Consider the following 18,071-nt stretch of genomic DNA (forward strand, 5'->3'; position numbering starts at 1 on the left):
CTGAAAGAAGATACCTAGGGTGGTTCGGCAGGTCGGGCAAATGGCAACTTCGAAGGAATCTATCGTAGCGCTGTCGAGCGGTCGCCTGCCCGCCGGCATCGCCGTAATTCGCATCTCCGGCCCCAAGACTCGATTCGTACTCGAAACGATTGTCGGTGGCGGTATTAAGGATCGCTTTACCACGTTGCGCAAGCTGATGGCAGCGGACGGTTCGGTCATCGATCACGGGCTTGTCGTGTTCTTTCCCGGACCTAGCAGCTTCACCGGCGAGGACGTTGGCGAGTTCCATGTACACGGCAGCCGCGCCGTTGCGGCAAAAATGCTGGAAACGCTCACCGGCTTTGCCGGCGTCAGACATGCCGAGCCTGGCGAATTCACGCGGCGCGCCTTTCTCAACGGCAAGCTCGATCTGGTCGAGACCGAGGCGCTGGCGGACCTCGTCAATGCCGAGACGGAGGCGCAGCGACGCTTTGCCGTGCGTAACGCCGAGGGCGCGCAGAGCGAGCTCTATTCGGGGTGGCGCCGGCGGTTGATCCATGCTCGAGCAATGATCGAGGCGGAAATCGACTTCGCTGAGGAGGAGGATGTGCCGGGTTCGGTCTCGAAGGCGGTCTGGACCGATGTGGCGGCGATGGCCGACGAGATCGAACGCCACATTCAGGGGTTCAAGGCGGCCGAGATCATTCGCGATGGCTTCGAGGTCGTCATCCTCGGCGCGCCGAATGCCGGCAAGTCCAGTCTGTTCAACGCCCTGGCCCAACGCGAGGCGGCAATCGTCACCGACGAGCCGGGCACCACGCGCGACCTGCTGGAGGTGGTGCTGGACCTCCACGGGATGAGAGTTCGGGTCGTCGATACGGCAGGCCTGCGCGAGGCCGCCGGCAAGGTGGAGACGATCGGCATCGAACGAGCGCGTGCCAAGGCCGGTGGCGCCGACCTGGTTTTGCTGCTGGAGGATATGGTCGATCCACAGCCCGTCGGCGCGGTTCCGACAGGTGTTCCGCTCCTGAGCATCGGGACCAAAACCGATCTCATGGGAGCGCGCGGAGGGGCCTATGATTTGGCCATCTCTTCCAAGGAAGGTACCGGAATTTCGGAACTGCTGGACGAGATTGCGGGTCGCGCCGCAGCCGCAGTCGGAGAGGCCGGTGATATCCTGCCGTCGAGGCTCCGCCATGTCGAGCTGCTGAGGGAGGCGAAGGATTTTCTTTTGGCGGCGCTGTCGGGGCAAAGCCTGGAGCTGCGCGCGGAAGAGTTGCGGGTGGCCACGGATCGGCTCGGGCGAATTATCGGCGCTGTCGATGTCGAGGATATGCTCGACGTCATCTTTTCACAGTTCTGCATTGGCAAGTGATTCACGTGAAACGCGGGCGACTATGCGCGCCGGATGATTCACGTGAAACAACGGCAGGATGCGGCGGATGGTGTTTCACGTGAAACGAGTCCGGGCTCCAGGGATACGTGGCCTGTTCGATCCAGCGCCAAACAGCGCTCCCCTCATTGCCTGCCCCGTAGAAGGCGAGGATGGCTGGCCACTAAAGCAACAGCGCTGATTCGCAGCGCTTGAGAGTGAAAATCGTCCGTGGGAGAAGCGCCTCTCTTCTATGCGGGACGAGGTTGGACAGGCAGACCACTGGCACGCAGCCCCATCCCCGGCGATCACCTCCGCAATGGACTGCATCCTTGACAGCGGAGGCTGGCGGGGACATGTGTCAAAGCATCTCTGAAACGGATTCTTGCAATGACCAATCACTATGACGTGGTGGTGGTGGGCGGCGGCCATGCCGGATGCGAAGCGGCGAGCGCGGCAGCGCGCGCCGGCGCCAGGACGACGCTGGTGACGCTGCGCTTCGAGACGATCGGCGTCATGTCCTGCAATCCGGCCATCGGCGGACTCGGCAAGGGTCATCTCGTGCGCGAGATCGACGCCATGGACGGGTTGATGGGCCGCATCGCGGATGCCGCCGGCATCCAATTCCGCCTGCTCAACCGCCGCAAGGGCCCGGCGGTGCGTGGGCCGCGGACCCAGGCCGACCGCAAGCTCTATCGCCTTGCCATGCAGGCGGCGCTCCGCGAGCAGGCCAATCTCGACGTGGTGGAAGGCGAAGTCCTGGACCTCGAGATCGAGGACGGTCGGGTTGCGGCCGTGCTGGTCTCCGGTGACAGGCGGTTCGCCTGCGGTTCCGTAGTGCTGACGACCGGCACATTCCTGCGCGGGCTGATCCATATCGGCGAGAAGAAAATCGTCGCCGGCCGGATGAACGAGCAGGCGAGTCATGGGCTTTCGGCGACGATGACGCGGGCCGGTTTCAAGCTCGGGCGGCTGAAGACCGGGACGCCCCCTCGCCTCGACGGCCGCACCATCGATTGGGACTCGCTGGAAAGCCAGGCCGCAGACGATCAGCCGGTGCCGTTCTCGCTGATGACAGACCGCATCGCGAACCCGCAGATCAACTGCGGTATCACACGCACTACGCAAGCGACACATGAGTTGATTCGCCTCAATTTGAAGCGTTCGGCGATGTATTCCGGCTCGATCGAAGGCGTTGGGCCGCGCTACTGTCCCTCGATCGAGGACAAGATCGTCAAGTTCGGCGACCGCGAGGGTCACCAGATCTTCCTAGAGCCGGAGGGCCTCGACGACGACACCGTCTATCCGAACGGCATCTCGACCTCGCTGCCGGAAGAGGTGCAGCTCGACATGTTGAAGACGATCCCCGGCCTGGAACGGGCGACGATGCTGCAGCCGGGATACGCCATCGAATATGACCATGTCGACCCGCGCGAGCTCAAGCCGACGCTGGAGACGAAACGCGTCGCCGGGCTTTTTTTGGCGGGGCAGGTCAACGGCACCACCGGCTACGAGGAAGCCGGCGCGCAGGGCCTGCTTGCCGGCATCAACGCCGCGCGCAGGGCATCGTCAAGCGAGTCAGTCGTGCTCAGCCGCACCGAAGCCTATGTCGGCGTGATGATCGACGACCTCACCAGCCGCGGCATCGCCGAACCCTATCGCATGTTCACTTCGCGGGCGGAGTTCCGGCTTTCGCTGCGCGCCGACAATGCCGACGAGCGGCTGACGCCGCTGGCCGACCGCTTGCGGATCGTCTCCTCCGAGCGGATGCAACGTTTCGGCGCGATCAGTGTGAAGCTCGACGCTGCCCGCTCGCTGGCAAAGTCGATCGCCTTCACGCCGAATGAAGCCGCGCGGCATGGACTGGAGATCAACCGGGACGGCGTTCGGCGTTCGGCCTACGACCTTCTCGCCTATCCCGGCGTCGACATGGCCTGGCTGACGCGGATCGAGCCACGGTTTGGCGAACTCGACCCCAACACGGCAGAGCGGCTTGAGACCGAGGCGAAATATTCCGTCTATCTCGAGCGCCAACAGGCTGACGTGGCGCAGATCAGGCACGAGGAATCGCGGCTCATTCCGGAGACCATCGACTTCGCGGACGTGCCAGGCCTTTCCAATGAGCTGAAGCAGAAGATGAAGGCACGCCGGCCGCGCTCGATTGCCGACGCGCAGCGCATGGAAGGGATGACGCCAGCGGCTCTGGCGATCATTGTCGCGCATGTTCGCAATGCCGAGCTGGCTGCACGAAGGTCGGTCGCGTGAGTGGCGATGCCTGGGCGGACCTGCAGAAGGCAGCGGGTCCGGTTTCACGTGAAACATTCGAGCGGCTGCAGGCCTTCGAGCGGCATTTTCAAAAATGGAACCGCAGCATCAATCTGGCGGCGCCATCGACGCTAGACGACGTCTGGCGCCGCCACATCCTGGACAGCGCCCAGCTTGCGCGAATCGCGCCGACCGCAATGCGCTGGGTCGACCTCGGCTCGGGCGGCGGCTTTCCCGGATTGGTACTCGGTTTTCTGCTTGCAGAGCGGCCGGGCGCCACGATCGATCTGGTTGAAAGCAACCGCAAGAAGGCGTCGTTCCTGCAATCGGTCGTCGGCCAATTCGGCCTACCGGCGCGCGTGCTGGCGCGACGCATCGATGACAGCTATCCACTTGTTTCTGCACCGGAAGTCGTTACCGCGCGGGCATTGACGGCGCTTCCGGACCTGCTCGATCTTGCCGCACCCTGGCTGACCAAGGGCGCGCGTTCGCTTTTTCACAAAGGCCGGGATTACCGGGCCGAAGTGGAAGAAAGCGCTCACCGCTGGACCTTCGATCTGGTAGAACATCCAAGCATGACAGACGCTCATGGCGTCATTCTGGAAATCACCGATCTGCACCCGGCGACCCCGCAATGAATCACTGGCATCGACCCATGAAAACTGGACCGCGTATCATCACCGTTGCCAACCAGAAGGGTGGCGTCGGCAAGACGACCACGGCGATCAATCTGGCGACGGCGCTGGCCGCGATCGGCGAGCGCGTGCTGATCGTCGACCTCGATCCGCAGGGCAATGCCAGTACCGGGCTCGGCATCGGACGCAAGGATCGCACCGTCTCGTCCTACGACGTGCTGATCGGCGAACTCGAGCTGGAGGCGGCCGCGGTGCCGACGGCGGTGCCGGGTTTGTCCATCGTGCCCTCAACCCTCGATCTGCTCGGCATCGAAATGGAGATCGCCTCGGCGCCAGACCGGGTGCTGCGCCTGCGCAATGCGCTGCGTGCGGCAGCCGCGCGCGCGGCGCCGTTCGGCTATGTGCTGATCGACTGCCCGCCGTCGCTCAATCTTTTGACTTTGAATTCAATGGCGGCGGCCGATTCCGTTCTGGTGCCGCTGCAATGCGAGTTCTTCGCGCTGGAAGGCCTTAGCCAATTGCTCGAAACGGTCGAGCAGGTGCGCGGCACGATCAATCCGGACCTCACCATCCAGGGCATCGTGCTCACCATGTTCGATGGCCGCAACAACCTCGCCAACCAGGTGGTGCAGGATGTGCGCGCGCATATGGGCGACAAGGTCTACGAGACGATCATCCCGCGCAACGTGCGCGTTTCCGAAGCGCCGTCCTACGGCAAGCCGGCAATCCTTTACGATCTCAAATGTTCCGGCAGCCAGGCCTATCTGCAGCTTGCCTCGGAAGTGATCCGCCGCGAGCGCAAGCTGCGCGCCGCCTGAATAGCGCAGGCCGAATTTCACTAATCAGTAGCCGATTCGACTCCGAAACGATCTGGACGGAATAATGAGCGAAGACCAATCGAGAAAAAGACTGGGCCGCGGCCTCGCGGCGCTGATCGGCGAGATCGATCGTCCCGTCGCGCCCGAAAAGCCGAGCGCGGTCGCGGCGGATGGCAAGGTGCCGATCGAGTTCGTCAGTCCGAACCCGAAGAACCCGCGCCGGCATTTCGGCGACGCCGAACTCACCGACCTCGCCCAGTCGATCCGAGAGCATGGCGTGGTGCAGCCGGTGGTGGCGCGGCCCTCGCCGTCGCAGCCCGGCCGCTACGACATCATCGCCGGCGAGCGGCGCTGGCGCGCCGCGCAGCGCGCAGGGCTGACCGAAATCCCGCTCATCGTGCGCGACGTCAACGACCGCACCGCGCTGGAGCTCGCAATCATCGAGAACGTGCAGCGCGCCGATCTCAATCCGGTCGAAGAAGCGCAGGGCTATCAGCAGCTGATCGACGAGCATGGCTACACGCAGGCCGATCTCGGCCAGGTGATCGGCAAGAGCCGCAGTCATGTCGCCAACACGCTGAGGCTCCTGAAGCTGCCTGACGTCATCCGCGACATGCTGGTCGACGGCGCGTTGTCGGCCGGCCATGCCCGCACGCTGGTCACAGCCGGCGATCCGGCGGGGCTCGCCAAGCGCATCGTCGAGGAGGGGCTTTCGGTGCGCCAGGCCGAGGCGTTGGCGCAAATGCCCGCGGGACCGACACCCGCCAAAGTAAGGTCCGCGCCGAGCGCGCCGGAAAAGGATCCCGACACGCTGGCCTTGGAAAAGCTGATGACCGACACGATCGGCATGATTGTCTCGATCGAGCATAAGGCCAAGGGCGGCACGCTGCGGGTCGACTACCGGTCGCTGGATCAACTCGATGAGTTGTGCCGGCGGCTGAAGGACGACCGATAAATTGCTGATTTACATGAAATTAGCCGACTAATAAAGTTCTCGATTAAGTTTAGATCTCGGCTGATATATTGGTGATAGGCACAACAAGGGGGCCGGCCGCTGCGCCGGCCTCTTCTTTTTTGCGGCGCCCGCGATAGCCGAAGGCGCCGGCCAATCGCCTCACAGGGGGAGGTTGGCTGATCGCCTACCTCTGCGCCAATCTCGCGCTTTCCACCGCGATGCCGAGCAGCGCCTGACGGGCCAGCGCCTCCGACAGGTCGGGCCGCTTGCGCGTCTGCAGCACAGCCGTCTGCAGCCGGTTCAGCGCGCGGCCGAGGGCTTCGCTGTTCCAGCGCTCGAGCGTCTTTTCCACCAGCTTGCGGCGCGAGAAGAAGACCGGCGGGCGCGCTCCCGCCACGACCGAGGCGGCATTGCGGCCGCCGGATTCCATCTGGCCGCGCATGACCTGGATCGCCTGCAATTGCCGCATCGCCGAGGACAGCACCAGGAAAGGATGGCCGCCGGACGCACAATGCCTGGTGAAGGCAATGTCGAAATCTCCGACCTTGCCGTCGAGCATCGCGTCGACCGCGCCGTCGAAGGAGGCGCCGGAGACATCGCCGGACAAGCCATTGACGTCGTCGAGGTCGATCTCCTTCTTGCCATGGGCGTAGAGCACCAGCTTGTCGATCTCGCCGCGCGAGGCCAGACGGTCGCCGCCGAGATTGCGGCGCAGCGCCTGGCGGGCGTCGAGCGTCATCGACATGCCGGCCTTGCGCAGCTCGTCGTCGATCACCGTGTCGAGATCGCGGGCCTCGTCGGCATAGCAGGGCAAGGCGATGGCGTTCCCGGCTGCCTCGACGATGGCCCGCAGGCCAGTGCCCTTCTTCAGGTCGCCCGCCTCGATGAGGATGAGAGCATCCGGCGCCGGCTCCGCCGTCAGCGCCTTGATGTCGTCGGCCAGCGCCTTCTGGCCGCTGGCGTTGCGGACCCAAAGCAGCCGCCGGTCGGAAAACATCGGCACGGTGCGCGCCTCGTCGAGCAGACGGCCTTCGTCGCGATCGACTTCCGCGCCATCCAGCTTGACCACTGAGAAAGGGTCGTCGAGCGGCAGCCCGGTCTTCAACGCGAAGGTCTTGGCCCGCTCGGCGACCAGGCCACGATCGGGGCCGTAAAGCAGGACGATGGCCATGGCCGGGTCCGGCCGCGCCAGCCACGAATCGACCTCGTATCCCTTCTTCTGTGCCATGCGGGGTGAGTTAGCATGAGGCGGAGACGGAGTGAACGGAGAAGCGGCCGGCCTCTCTTCATCCTCGGGCTTGACCCGAGGATCCATGCCGTGACTTTTGCCGGGGAGCGCCGGGGTGCAGAATATTCTCCAACCGCCGCAACGCGTCAACGTCGCGGCATGGATTCCAGGGTCTGCGCGCGTCGCTCCGCTCCTTGCTCCGCCCTGGAATGACGACCCTGAAGCAGAGTCTGTCACGCCCCTCTGCCCTGCCGAGCAACTCCCCACGAGGGTGGAGATTAGCTGCGTCGGCCGGCGCGCATGCCTTAATTGTCTTTTGTGGCGGCAAACGCTCCGCAAACTTCCGCCAAATTGCGCGACGCTTGCAAACATCGACAAGAAATTTCTGCGCCATATCTGCATCTTGTCGGCCATGTGCCGCATCGGCTCGACGAGGCTGATGACCGGGAGGACGGCCGCCATCTCGCCCGATGAAATGGCGGCGCGGATGTGCAAGTATCGCACCGGCAACATTGGAGGACGAAGGTCATGGCCGATGCTGGAATGTTGCGCTTTCATGTCCCCGAGCCCGAGGTTCGGCCGGGCGGCACGCCCGACTTCTCGAATGTGACCATTCCCAAAGCGGGGTCCGTGCCGCGGCCGGAGGTCGATGTCGATCCGCGCACCATCCGCGACATGGCCTTCTCCATCATCCGCGTACTTAACCGCGCCGGCGAAGCGGTCGGGCCATGGGCCGGGCTGCTCACCGACGAGGAGCTGCTCGAAGGCCTGCGCCATATGATGACGCTCAGGACCTTCGATGCGCGCATGCAGATGGCGCAGCGCCAAGGCAAGACCTCTTTCTACATGCAGCATCTGGGCGAAGAGGCGGTGAGCTGCGCCTTCCGCAAGGCACTCAAGCCTGGCGACATGAATTTCCCGACCTATCGGCAAGCCGGCCTGCTCATCGCCGACGGCTATCCGATGGTTGCGATGATGAACCAGATCTATTCCAACGAGGCCGATCCGCTGAAGGGCCGGCAGCTGCCGATCATGTACTCCTCGAAGGAGCACGGCTTCTTCTCGATCTCCGGCAATCTGGCGACGCAGTACATCCAGGCGGTCGGCTGGGCGATGGCCTCGGCGATCTCCAACGATTCCCGCATCGCCGCGGCCTGGATCGGCGACGGCTCGACCGCGGAGTCCGATTTCCATGCGGCGCTGGTCTTCGCCTCGACCTACAAGGCCCCGGTCGTGCTCAATGTCGTCAACAACCAGTGGGCCATCTCGACCTTCCAGGGCATTGCCCGCGGCGGCTCGGGCACTTTCGCCGCGCGCGGTCTCGGTTTCGGCATCCCGTCGCTGCGGGTCGACGGCAACGACTATCTCGCCGTCCATGCGGTAGCCAAATGGGCGATCGAGCGGGCGCGTCGCAATCTCGGGCCGACCCTGGTCGAATATGTCACCTATCGCGTCGGCGCGCATTCGAGCTCGGACGATCCGTCGGCCTACCGGCCGAAGGCGGAATCGGACGCCTGGCCGCTCGGCGACCCGATCATCCGGCTGAAGAACCATCTCATCCACAAGCAAGTCTGGACGGAACAGCGCCACATCCAGGCGGAAGCCGAGATCCTCGAAACCGTGATCGCGGCGCAGAAGGAAGCCGAAAGCCACGGCACGCTGCATGCCGGCGGCAAGCCGTCGACGCGCGACATGTTCGAGGGCGTCTATGCCGAAACACCGCCGCATCTCAGGCGTCAACGCCAGCAGGCGGGGGTCTGATCGATGCCCAGACGCACCATGATCGAGGCGATCCGCGACGCCATGGATGTCTCGATGGCGCGAGACGAGCGCGTCATCGTCTATGGCGAGGATGTCGGCTTCTTCGGCGGCGTGTTCCGCTGCACGCAGGGCCTGCAGGCCAAATACGGCAAGAACCGCTGCTTCGATGCGCCGATCAGCGAATCCGGCATTGTCGGCTCGGCCATCGGCATGGCCGCCTATGGGCTGCGGCCCTGCGTCGAGGTGCAGTTCGCCGACTATGTCTATCCGGCTTACGACCAGATCGTCTCGGAGGCGGCGCGGCTGCGCTATCGCTCCAACAACGATTTCACCTGCCCGATCGTCGTCAGGATGCCGACCGGCGGTGGCATCTTCGGCGGCCAGACGCACAGCCAGAGCCCGGAAGCGCTGTTCACGCATGTCTCCGGTCTCAAGACGGTGGTGCCGTCCAACCCGCATGACGCCAAGGGGCTATTGATCGCCGCGATTGAGGATCCGGACCCGGTGATCTTCCTGGAACCGAAGCGGCTCTACAACGGCCCCTTCGACGGCCATCACGACAACCCGGTGACGCCTTGGTCGAAGCACGAGCTCGGCGAGGTGGCGGATGGCCATTACACCATACCGCTCGGCAAGGCGGCGATCCGCCGGCAAGGCTCGGCGGTCACCGTGCTCGCCTACGGCACCATGGTCTATGTCGCGCAGGCCGCGGCCGCGGAAACCGGCATCGATGCCGAAATCATCGACCTGAGGACGCTCCTGCCGCTCGACCTCGACACGATCGTCACCTCGGTGAAGAAGACCGGGCGCTGCGTCGTCGTGCATGAGGCGACGCTGACCTCCGGCTTCGGCGCCGAGCTCGCGGCGCTGGTGCAGGAGAACTGCTTCTACCATCTGGAGGCGCCAGTGGCGCGGGTCGCCGGCTGGGACACGCCCTATCCGCATGCGCAGGAGTGGGAGTATTTCCCCGGCCCCGCGCGGGTCGGGCGCGCGCTCGTCGAGACCATGGAAGCCTGAGGGGGGCCGGACGATGGGCGAATATGTCATCAAGCTTCCCGATGTCGGCGAAGGCGTCGCCGAGGCCGAGCTTGTCGAATGGCATGTCAAGATCGGCGACCTGGTGCGCGAGGATGCGGTGCTGGCGGCCGTCATGACCGACAAGGCGACCGTCGAGATCCCCTCGCCGGTCGATGGCGAGATCCTCTGGCTCGGCGCCGAGATCGGCGACACGGTGGCGATCGGCTCGCCGATCGTGCGGCTTAAAATAGCCGGCGAAGGCAATGTGAAAGCAGGCAGCGGTGCCAAGGCCGCGCCGAAGGCAGAAGCGCCGGCCGAGCCCGTGGAGGCAAAGTCCCAACCGCTGTCGGACGCCTCGAAAGCGGCGCCGAAACCGGCACAGATCCCGGCCCAGCCTTCCGTCGCGGCACCGAAGGCTGGGCGCCCGGCGTCCGTCATCGGCGCGCCGCGCGCGGAAGGCGAAAAGCCGCTGGCTTCCCCTGCCGTCCGACTGCGCGCCAAGGAAGCCGGCATCGATCTGCGCCAGGTTGCGGGCAGCGGTCCGGCCGGGCGCATCAGCCATGAGGACATCGAGGCCTTCCTGGCGCGCGGCCCGCAGCTTGCCCGCGCGACCGGCCTTGCCCGCAAGGAGGGCATCGAGGACATCAAGGTCGTCGGGCTGCGGCGCAAGATCGCCGAGAAGATGGCGCTCGCCAAGTCGCACATTCCCCATATAACCTATGTCGAGGAGATCGACGTCACGGCGCTGGAAGAACTGCGCGCGGCGCTCAACAAAGAGAAGCGGCAAGACCGGCCGAAGCTGACGCTGCTGCCGTTCCTGATGCGGGCAATGGTCAAGGCGATCGCCGACCAGCCGAACCTCAACGCGCTGTTCGACGACGAGGCCGGCGTTATCCACCAACACGCGGGCATCCATGTCGGGATCGCCGCCCAGACGCCGACCGGGCTCGTCGTGCCGGTGGTCAAGCATGCCGAGGCCCGCGACCTCTGGGAAAGCGCCGCCGAGATCAACCGGCTTGCCGACGCGGCCAAGTCCGGCACGGCGACGCGCGATGAGCTTTCCGGCTCGACCATCACCATCACCTCGCTCGGGGCGATGGGCGGCGTGGCGACCACGCCGGTCATCAATTATCCGGAAGTGGCGATCGTCGGCGTCAACAAGATCATGGTTCGGCCGGTATGGGACGGCACGCAGTTCCTTCCGCGCAAGATGATGAACCTGTCGTCCAGCTTCGACCATCGCGTCATCGACGGCTGGGACGCCGCGGTTTTCGTGCAGCGAATCAAGGCGTTGCTTGAGACGCCGGCGCTGATCTTCGTGGAATAGTCGTATGGATACGGACGACGTTGCCCCCTCGTCATCCTCGGGCTTGACCCGAGGATCCATGCCGCGACCTCGCCCGAAGGGCGCGGCGGACCAGAATTCTGGAGCGTTGCAACGCCTTCACGTCACGGCATGGATCCTGGGGTCTACGCGCGTCACTACGCTCCTTGCTCCGCCCCAGGATCACGAGATTCCACGGATATCGGCCAATCGCCACGGCCTGCGTTCGCCAGGCCCTAACCCTCTGCCAAAATCCCCGTGCTCAGCAACGAGAAGCCCATGAAAGAGATCTCCTGCAAGCTGCTCGTCATCGGCGCCGGTCCGGGCGGCTATGTCTGCGCCATCCGCGCCGGGCAGCTCGGCGTCGACACGGTGATCGTCGAGTTCGGCAAGCCGGGCGGCACCTGCCTCAATGTCGGCTGCATCCCGTCCAAGGCGCTGATCCATGCGGCGGAAGAGTTCGAGAAGATCGCGCACATCGCCGGCGGCAAGGGGCCGCTCGGCATCGCGGTCGCCCCGCCGACGCTCGACCTGACCAAGACGGTCGCATGGAAGGACGGCATCGTTAGCCGGCTGAACAGCGGCGTCGCTGGCCTGCTGAAGAAAGCCAAGGTCAAGACCGTGCAGGGCTGGGCGACGTTCCGCGACGGCAAGACCGTCGAGGTCGAGACCGAGACGGGAAGCCAGGTGATCCGCGCCGAGGCGGTGGTGATCGCCAGCGGCTCGGTGCCGGCCGAACTGCCGTTCCTGCCCTTCGGCGGCCCGGTCATCTCGTCGACCGAAGCGCTGGCGCTGAGCGAGGTGCCGGACAAGCTCGCCGTCGTCGGCGGCGGCTATATCGGGCTCGAGCTCGGCATGGCCTTCGCCAAGATGGGCGCCAAGGTCGCCGTGGTCGAAGCCCTGCCGCGCGTGCTTGCGCAATATGATGCCGAGCTGACGCGGCCGGTGCTGAAGCGGCTCGGCGAGCTCGGCATCGAGGTGATGCTTGGTGCCAAGGCCAAGGGGCTGTCGACCAAGGGCGATGCGCTGCTGGTCGAGACGGCAGATGGCAAGAACGCCAAGATCGCCGCCGACAAGGTCCTGGTCACGGTGGGGCGCAAGCCGCTCACCGAGGGCTGGGGGCTGGAGCAGATCGACCTCGACATGGTCGGAAGATTCATCCGCATCGACGACCAGTGCCGCACCTCGATGCGGGGCATCTACGCTATCGGCGATGTCACCGGAGAGCCGATGCTGGCGCACCGGGCGATGGCGCAGGGCGAGATGGTGGCCGAGATCGTCGCCGGCCACAAGCGAGGCTGGGACAAGCGCGCGATCCCGGCGATCTGCTTCACCGATCCCGAGCTGGTCACCGCCGGCCTGTCGCCGGACGAGGCGAAGGCGCTCGCCGGCGAGATCAAGATCGGACATTTTCCGTTCGCCGCCAACGGCCGCGCCATGACCAGGCAAGGCGAGGACGGGTTCGTGCGCATCGTCGCCCGCGCGGACAACCATCTGGTGCTGGGCATCCAGGCGGTCGGGCAGGGCGTTTCGGAACTGGCCGCGGCCTTTGGCCTGGCGCTCGAAATGGGCGCGCGGCTGGAGGATATAGCAGGCACCATTCATGCGCATCCGACCCAGGGCGAGGGCTTCCAGGAAGCGGCGCTGAAGGCGCTCGGGCACGCGCTGCATGTTTAGAGGGAGCGGGATCTCCCCCCTTGAGGCAGGGGAATCGCAGATAAGTTGATTGGCTATTGCCAAGCCGCAAAAGAAGGATTCTTGAGAGGCTTTCTCGTAGCAGAGGAGGCCCGAGTGCGGCTTGTTTTGTCGATCCTGCAAGCAGTTCGCGATCCGCGCGACATCAACGCGCGGCATGATCTTGCTGAACTTCTGTTTCTGGCGCTGGCGACGCTGTGCGGGGCCAAAAGCTGTGTGGATATTGCGGAGTTCGCAGAGGGGCGCGAGGAGGAGCTGAAAGAGTTCATCGAGCTGAAGCATGGGTGTCCGAGCCACGACACCTTCAGCCGGGTGTTTCGGCTTCTTGATCCGCAGGAGTTGTCGGATGCGCTAAGCGCCTTCATGGCGGCATTGCGGCGTGAGCTTGGGCTCGGCCCACCGCGTGGCGTGGTGGCCGTCGACGGCAAGGCGCTGAGGCGCGGTTATGAGAAGGGCCGCGCCTTCATGCCGCCGCTGATGGTCAGTGCCTGGGATGCCGAGACGCGGCTGGCGATTGCGGCAACGCGGGCGCCGGCCTCCGACGAGGTTGCAGCGACGCTGGCGCTGCTGAAGAGAGCACCGAAGTGCGCCGCGCCAGCGTGCTGCCGCTTGCCAGGCTCAAGGACGCGCCCGCCTTCCCCGGCCTCAAGGCCATTGGCCGCATCGAGGCCCTGCGCACCACTGCCGACGGCAAGACGACCACATCGGTCCGCTATATCGCCCTCTCCAAGGTGCTGACGCCCAACAAATTGGCTGAGACGGTTCGTGCCCACTGGACGATCGAGAACCAGTTGCACTGGAGCCTTGATGTTGTCTTCCACGAGGATGACGCCCGCACCCGAAAGGACAACGCGCCACAAAACCTGGCCGTCATCCGCAGGCTCGCCCAAAACATCTCGGCTGCCCATCCGCTCGACAAACCAATCGCCAGCAAGATGCGCAGGGCCAACTGGAGCAAAGACTTCTTCTATGAACTCTTTACTCATATGCGATAGCCCTGCCCTTGAGGGGGAGATGGCCGGCAGGCCAGAGGGGGTCGCCGCGCGTGAAGCGCCGACTTCCGTCTTTGGCTTTCACATGCGCTGCACTGGTTGAGAGGACCCCCCTCTGTCGCCTTTGGCGACATCTCCCCCTCAAGGGGGGAGATCACAAAGCTCAGCCCGCCAGGCGGCTCGCCGTCTCGTGCTGGGCGTAGGCGCGGCCGAAGCGGTTGGCCAGAAATGCGTCGAGCGCGATGTCTTCCTGCCGGACGAAACCTTTCGCCGGCAGCGTGCCGTCGGCCAGCATGTCGAGCACGGCGCAGATGCCGGAGGCGGTGGTGATCTGGATGGCGCTGCGCACGACGTTGCCGACGCGGTGCGAATAGATCTTGTTGGCGTAGGTCTCCTGCAGCAGGCGGCCGTTGCGGCGGCCCGAGACGGTGACGAAGACGATGACGACATCCTGCAGCGTCGCCGGTAGGGCGCTCTCGAAAATGTCCTTCAGCACGTCGCGGCGGTGGCGCAGCCCGAGGTCGTTGAGCAGCGCCTTCATGATGGCGGCATGACCGGGATAGCGGATGGTGCGGTAGTTCAGCGTCCGCACCTTGCCTTTCAGCGTCTCGGCCAGAGTGCCGAGTCCGCCGGAGGTGTTGAAGGCCTCGTAGGTGACGCCGTCGAGCGAGAATTCCTCGCGCTCCTCCAGCGGGGGCACCTCGACCAGCTCGCCCTCGACGATCGCCTCGCAAGGCTCGCAATATTCGTTGATGACGCCGTCGGTGCTCCAGGTGAGGTTGTAGTTCAAAGCGTTCGACGGATATTGCGGCAGCGCGCCGACGCGCATGCGCACGCTTTCCAGCGTGTCGAAGCGGCTGGCCAGATCGTTGGCGACGATCGAAATGAAGCCCGGCGCCAGGCCGCATTGCGGGATGAAGGCGCTCTTGCCCTCGCGCGCCAGCTCCTTGACCCGACGGGTGCTGGCGACGTCCTCGGTGAGGTCGAGATAATGCACGCCCGCCTTCGCCGCAGCCTCGGCGATGCGGGTGGTGAGGTGGAAGGGCGCGGCGCTCAGCACGGCGAATTTGCCGGCAAGCGCTGCCTCAAGCGCGCCGGGCACGGCGATGTCGAGCTCCTTGCTCTCGACGCCGGCCGGCAATTCGGCTGCGGCGAGCTGGGCCGCCGAGCGGTCGACCACCGTGACGCGGTAGTCTCCCGTGGTGGTAAGCATTTCAGCGATGGTCGAGCCGATCTTGCCGGCGCCGACGACAACAATGTTTTTCATGACGATACCCCTGCCAGTTCGAATTGGCAGGAATCATCGCAGCTTGCCTGTCGAAAGGAAGCTCGGAATCTGGCAAAGTGAAGCTGAACATAGCGCAATTTGCCGAAGGGTTTCGTCGAAATGATCAGTGAAGCTGAACAGGCCCTGCTGACGCTGCTGCGCGCCAACGCGCGCGCCTCCACCGCCGAGCTGGCGAGAAAGCTCGGCGTGTCGCGCACCACGGTGCAGAGCCGGATCGAGCGGCTGGAGCAGCGCGGCATCATCGCCGGCTACGGCGTCAGGCTGTCGCCCGACTATGAGCAGGGTCTGGTCAAGGCGCATGTGCTGCTCACCGTCACGCCGAAACTCGCCGACAAGGTGGTGCGTAGCCTGGAGGCGATGCCGCCGGTCCGGACGGTGCATTCGGTGAGCGGCAATTTCGACATGATCGTCATCGTCGACGCGCCGTCGATCCGCGATCTCGACGCGCTGCTCGATCAGATCGGGGCAATGGAGGGAGTAGAGCGGACGTCGTCGTCGATTATTTTGTCGACGCGGGTTGATCGGTGAGGGCAGCGAAACTAGTGATCTCCCCCCTTGCGGGGCAGGCCACAGGGGATCGCCTCGCGTGGAGCGCCAACCTCCATCTGCCGCAGCAGGCCGAGCCCAGTCGGACCGACCCCCCTCTGGCCGCTTTGCGGCCATCTCCCCCTCGAGGGGGGAGATTGGCGCTACGCCCTCCGTCTCTCCGGCCCGTTGTCCAGCCACTCCAGATCGTCCGGCGACAGGGCGATATCCAGCGCCTTGAGGCTGTCCTCCAGCTCGTCCAGCGTGCGCGGGCCGATCAGCGGAACGGACGGGAAGGGCTGCGCCAGGACATAGGCGAGCGCGACATGGATCGGGCTTTTGCCGAGCCTGCTTGCAAGTTCGATGGCGCGGTCGCGGCGGCCGAAGTTCTTTTCCGAATACCAGACCCGCACCAGCTCTTCATTGTCGGTGCGGTCGCGGCCGGCGCGGTCGGTGAAGAAGCCGCGGCCCTGGCTCGACCAGGCGAAGTTGGGCATCTGCCGCGCCGTCAGCCAAGCTTTCCAATCGTCGGTGGAAGAGGTGATGCAGCCGGCCCAGATCGGCTCCAGCATCTCGGCCAGCGAAAAATTGTTGGAAAGCGCGCCGGGCTTCTGCTTGCCGGTGCGTTCGGCATAGGCGATCGCCGCGTCCATACGCTCCATCGTCCAGTTGGAGCCGCCGAACAGGCCGCGGATGCGGCCGGCCTTGACCTCGCGGTCCATGGCATCGACGAACTCGCCGACCGGCACGTCCGGGTTGTCGCGATGCATGAAATAAATGTCGACATGGTCGGTCTGCAGCCGGTCGAGCGTCTGGGCGAGCTGCTTGCCGATCACATCGGGATAGCAGAGCGGCGTGTGCGCGCCCTTGGCGATGATGACCGACTGCTGGCGCACGCCGCGATTGCTCAGCCATTGCCCAAGCAGCGTCTCGGTGTAGCCGGCGCCATAGACGAAGCCGGTGTCGAACAGGTTGCCGCCGGCTTCGAAATACGCGTCGAGCAGGATCGAGCCCGAGGAGAAGGTGCGGAAATCCTCGAAGCCGAGCGCCAGGCGCGAGACGGGCTTCGGCAGGCCCGGAATCGCGCGTTTGCCGATGGCTGTGCCGTTAGCGCCGAGCGGCCGGCCGGAGATGGTGTTGACGCGCTTAGCCGGCCTTTCAATCTCGTATTCCAGCCCGACGGCGGCGCGCCATTTGTCGAGAACGCGCAACGTGCCCAGGCTGTCGGTCCAGCCCATGCCCGGCCAGGCGAATTCCTGGCGGCCGGCCAGGATCGCTTCGCCGGCGGCGTCAACCTCGAAGGAATAGAGGTGGCGGGTCTCGTTGACACTGATCACCTCGCGCATGCCGCCGGACCGGATCAGTTCGATCCGGCCCGGTCCGACATCGCGGTTGCCACCGGCGAACCAGAAGTCCGGCACCTCGATTTGGCCGTTGGTGCCGAAAATGCGCAGGACATTGTCCTGGTTGAGCGAGATGCTGCAGGAAACCTCGGCGACGATGCCGCCGGGGAAATGGAGCAGCGCCGAGGCCCATTCATCGACGCCGGACTGGCCGAGATGGGCCGCACCGACGACCTTGTCCGGCTCGAGGAAAGGTTTTCCCGCCGCGGCGCCGGCAATCAGCCGCGCCATCGAGACCGGATAGCCGCCGACGTCGAGGATGCCGCCGCCGGCCAGCTCGTTGGCGTAGAGCCGGTGCTCCGGCATGAAGCCCGGCATAGCGAAGCCGAAGCTCGACTTGATCATGCGGACCTCGCCGATGGCGCCCGATTTGATCAGCTCGACCAGCTGCAGCGTCTGCGGATGCAGCCGGTACATGAACGCTTCGCCCAGGAAGGTGCCCGCTATTCGCGCCGCATGCATCATGGCGTCGGCCTCGAAGGCGGTGAGCGCCAGCGGCTTTTCGCACAGCACATGCTTGCCGGCTTCTGCCGCCTTGATCGCCCATTCGGCATGGCCTGGATGCGGGATCGAAATATAGATCGCATCGACGTCCTCGTCGGCAAGCAGCGCGTCATAGCCGTCGAGGATGCGCGCGCCCGGAAACGTCTCGGCAAGGCCCGGCTTGCCGGGATTGCGAGCGCCGAGCGCGACCAGTTCGCCGGTGCGCGACTGCGCCAGGCCGCCGGCAAAGGATTTGGCGATGCTGCCGGGTCCGAGGATGCCCCAGCGAATTTTTCCGGATGTCATGTCCAATTCTCCATGCGGTCGCCGC

At 65.1% G+C, this 18,071-nt stretch carries 13 protein-coding genes and 1 pseudogene; 11 read left to right on the top strand and 3 right to left on the bottom strand.

Going from position 1 to position 18,071, the window contains the following annotated elements:
* The first annotated feature begins 40 nt into the window (after positions 1–40).
* The 5 genes from mnmE (at position 41) to P9217_RS11395 (ending at position 6,024) form a co-directional block, all read left to right on the top strand.
* Complete coding sequence (gene mnmE, locus P9217_RS11375; protein WP_278085995.1) at positions 41–1,354, top strand: tRNA uridine-5-carboxymethylaminomethyl(34) synthesis GTPase MnmE; 1,314 nt, start codon at positions 41–43, stop codon at positions 1,352–1,354.
* Positions 1,355–1,741: 387 nt separating this feature from the next.
* On the top strand, positions 1,742–3,616 hold the full coding sequence (gene mnmG / locus P9217_RS11380; protein ID WP_278085994.1) for a tRNA uridine-5-carboxymethylaminomethyl(34) synthesis enzyme MnmG: 1,875 nt from the start codon (positions 1,742–1,744) through the stop codon (positions 3,614–3,616).
* Entirely contained in the window at positions 3,613–4,254 is a 642-nt protein-coding gene (gene rsmG / locus P9217_RS11385) for a 16S rRNA (guanine(527)-N(7))-methyltransferase RsmG (protein ID WP_127240872.1), read from the top strand. Before mnmG ends, rsmG begins: the two co-directional genes overlap by 4 nt.
* Positions 4,255–4,271: 17 nt before the next feature.
* Positions 4,272–5,069, top strand: coding sequence for a ParA family protein (locus P9217_RS11390; RefSeq protein WP_278055172.1), 798 nt, complete (start codon positions 4,272–4,274; stop codon positions 5,067–5,069).
* Between the two features lie 64 nt (positions 5,070–5,133).
* Positions 5,134–6,024, top strand: coding sequence for a ParB/RepB/Spo0J family partition protein (locus P9217_RS11395; protein WP_278085993.1), 891 nt, complete (start codon positions 5,134–5,136; stop codon positions 6,022–6,024).
* A 184-nt stretch (positions 6,025–6,208) separates the two neighbouring features.
* Here the strand turns inward: P9217_RS11395 and holA are convergent, their stop codons facing one another.
* Positions 6,209–7,252, bottom strand: a complete 1,044-nt coding sequence (gene holA, locus P9217_RS11400) for a DNA polymerase III subunit delta (RefSeq protein WP_127247390.1) — start codon at positions 7,250–7,252, stop codon at positions 6,209–6,211.
* Positions 7,253–7,780: 528 nt separating this feature from the next.
* Between holA and P9217_RS11405 the strand changes: the two genes are divergently transcribed.
* From P9217_RS11405 to P9217_RS11425, 5 genes and pseudogenes are all read left to right on the top strand, one after another.
* Positions 7,781–9,013 carry a 3-methyl-2-oxobutanoate dehydrogenase (2-methylpropanoyl-transferring) subunit alpha gene (locus P9217_RS11405; RefSeq protein ID WP_066991510.1) on the top strand — a complete coding sequence of 411 codons (1,233 nt, stop codon included), beginning with the start codon at positions 7,781–7,783 and terminating at the stop codon, positions 9,011–9,013.
* A 3-nt stretch (positions 9,014–9,016) separates the two neighbouring features.
* The gene (locus P9217_RS11410; RefSeq protein WP_127247389.1) at positions 9,017–10,030 is read left to right on the top strand and encodes an alpha-ketoacid dehydrogenase subunit beta; all 1,014 of its coding nucleotides are present in this window, start codon (positions 9,017–9,019) and stop codon (positions 10,028–10,030) included.
* A gap of 13 nt (positions 10,031–10,043) precedes the next feature.
* Positions 10,044–11,357 carry a dihydrolipoamide acetyltransferase family protein gene (locus tag P9217_RS11415; RefSeq protein ID WP_278085992.1) on the top strand — a complete coding sequence of 438 codons (1,314 nt, stop codon included), beginning with the start codon at positions 10,044–10,046 and terminating at the stop codon, positions 11,355–11,357.
* Positions 11,358–11,633: 276 nt separating this feature from the next.
* Complete coding sequence (gene lpdA, locus P9217_RS11420; protein ID WP_278085991.1) at positions 11,634–13,031, top strand: dihydrolipoyl dehydrogenase; 1,398 nt, start codon at positions 11,634–11,636, stop codon at positions 13,029–13,031.
* 114 nt (positions 13,032–13,145) lie between these two features.
* A pseudogene (locus P9217_RS11425) lies at positions 13,146–14,044 on the top strand (ISAs1 family transposase).
* A gap of 160 nt (positions 14,045–14,204) precedes the next feature.
* Here the strand turns inward: P9217_RS11425 and P9217_RS11430 are convergent.
* A complete protein-coding gene (locus P9217_RS11430; protein ID WP_127247386.1) occupies positions 14,205–15,308 on the bottom strand; it encodes a saccharopine dehydrogenase family protein in 1,104 nt (367 codons plus the stop codon).
* 120 nt (positions 15,309–15,428) lie between these two features.
* Between P9217_RS11430 and P9217_RS11435 the strand changes: the two genes are divergently transcribed.
* Positions 15,429–15,857 (top strand): Lrp/AsnC family transcriptional regulator, encoded by a 429-nt coding sequence (locus P9217_RS11435; RefSeq protein WP_066991894.1) that lies wholly within the window; start codon positions 15,429–15,431, stop codon positions 15,855–15,857.
* A 161-nt stretch (positions 15,858–16,018) separates the two neighbouring features.
* Here the strand turns inward: P9217_RS11435 and P9217_RS11440 are convergent, their stop codons facing one another.
* Positions 16,019–18,046: an aldo/keto reductase gene (locus P9217_RS11440; protein ID WP_278085990.1), complete on the bottom strand. Its 2,028-nt coding sequence runs from the start codon at positions 18,044–18,046 to the stop codon at positions 16,019–16,021.
* Positions 18,047–18,071 lie beyond the last annotated feature (25 nt).

This window comes from Mesorhizobium sp. WSM4989, from assembly GCF_029625795.1.
Taxonomy (GTDB): Bacteria; Pseudomonadota; Alphaproteobacteria; order Rhizobiales; family Rhizobiaceae; genus Mesorhizobium.

What these genes read in the sequence shown, in the direction of transcription:
- mnmE (WP_278085995.1), top strand. Translation starts at nt 41, where the DNA reads ATGGCAACTTCGAAGGAATCTATCGTAGCGCTGTCGAGCGGTCGCCTG.
- mnmG (WP_278085994.1), top strand. Translation starts at nt 1,742, where the DNA reads ATGACCAATCACTATGACGTGGTGGTGGTGGGCGGCGGCCATGCCGGA.
- P9217_RS11390 (WP_278055172.1), top strand. Translation starts at nt 4,272, where the DNA reads ATGAAAACTGGACCGCGTATCATCACCGTTGCCAACCAGAAGGGTGGC.
- P9217_RS11395 (WP_278085993.1), top strand. Translation starts at nt 5,134, where the DNA reads ATGAGCGAAGACCAATCGAGAAAAAGACTGGGCCGCGGCCTCGCGGCG.
- holA (WP_127247390.1), bottom strand. Translation starts at nt 7,252, where the DNA reads ATGGCACAGAAGAAGGGATACGAGGTCGATTCGTGGCTGGCGCGGCCG.
- P9217_RS11405 (WP_066991510.1), top strand. Translation starts at nt 7,781, where the DNA reads ATGGCCGATGCTGGAATGTTGCGCTTTCATGTCCCCGAGCCCGAGGTT.
- P9217_RS11410 (WP_127247389.1), top strand. Translation starts at nt 9,017, where the DNA reads ATGCCCAGACGCACCATGATCGAGGCGATCCGCGACGCCATGGATGTC.
- P9217_RS11415 (WP_278085992.1), top strand. Translation starts at nt 10,044, where the DNA reads ATGGGCGAATATGTCATCAAGCTTCCCGATGTCGGCGAAGGCGTCGCC.
- lpdA (WP_278085991.1), top strand. Translation starts at nt 11,634, where the DNA reads ATGAAAGAGATCTCCTGCAAGCTGCTCGTCATCGGCGCCGGTCCGGGC.
- P9217_RS11430 (WP_127247386.1), bottom strand. Translation starts at nt 15,308, where the DNA reads ATGAAAAACATTGTTGTCGTCGGCGCCGGCAAGATCGGCTCGACCATC.
- P9217_RS11435 (WP_066991894.1), top strand. Translation starts at nt 15,429, where the DNA reads ATGATCAGTGAAGCTGAACAGGCCCTGCTGACGCTGCTGCGCGCCAAC.
- P9217_RS11440 (WP_278085990.1), bottom strand. Translation starts at nt 18,046, where the DNA reads ATGACATCCGGAAAAATTCGCTGGGGCATCCTCGGACCCGGCAGCATC.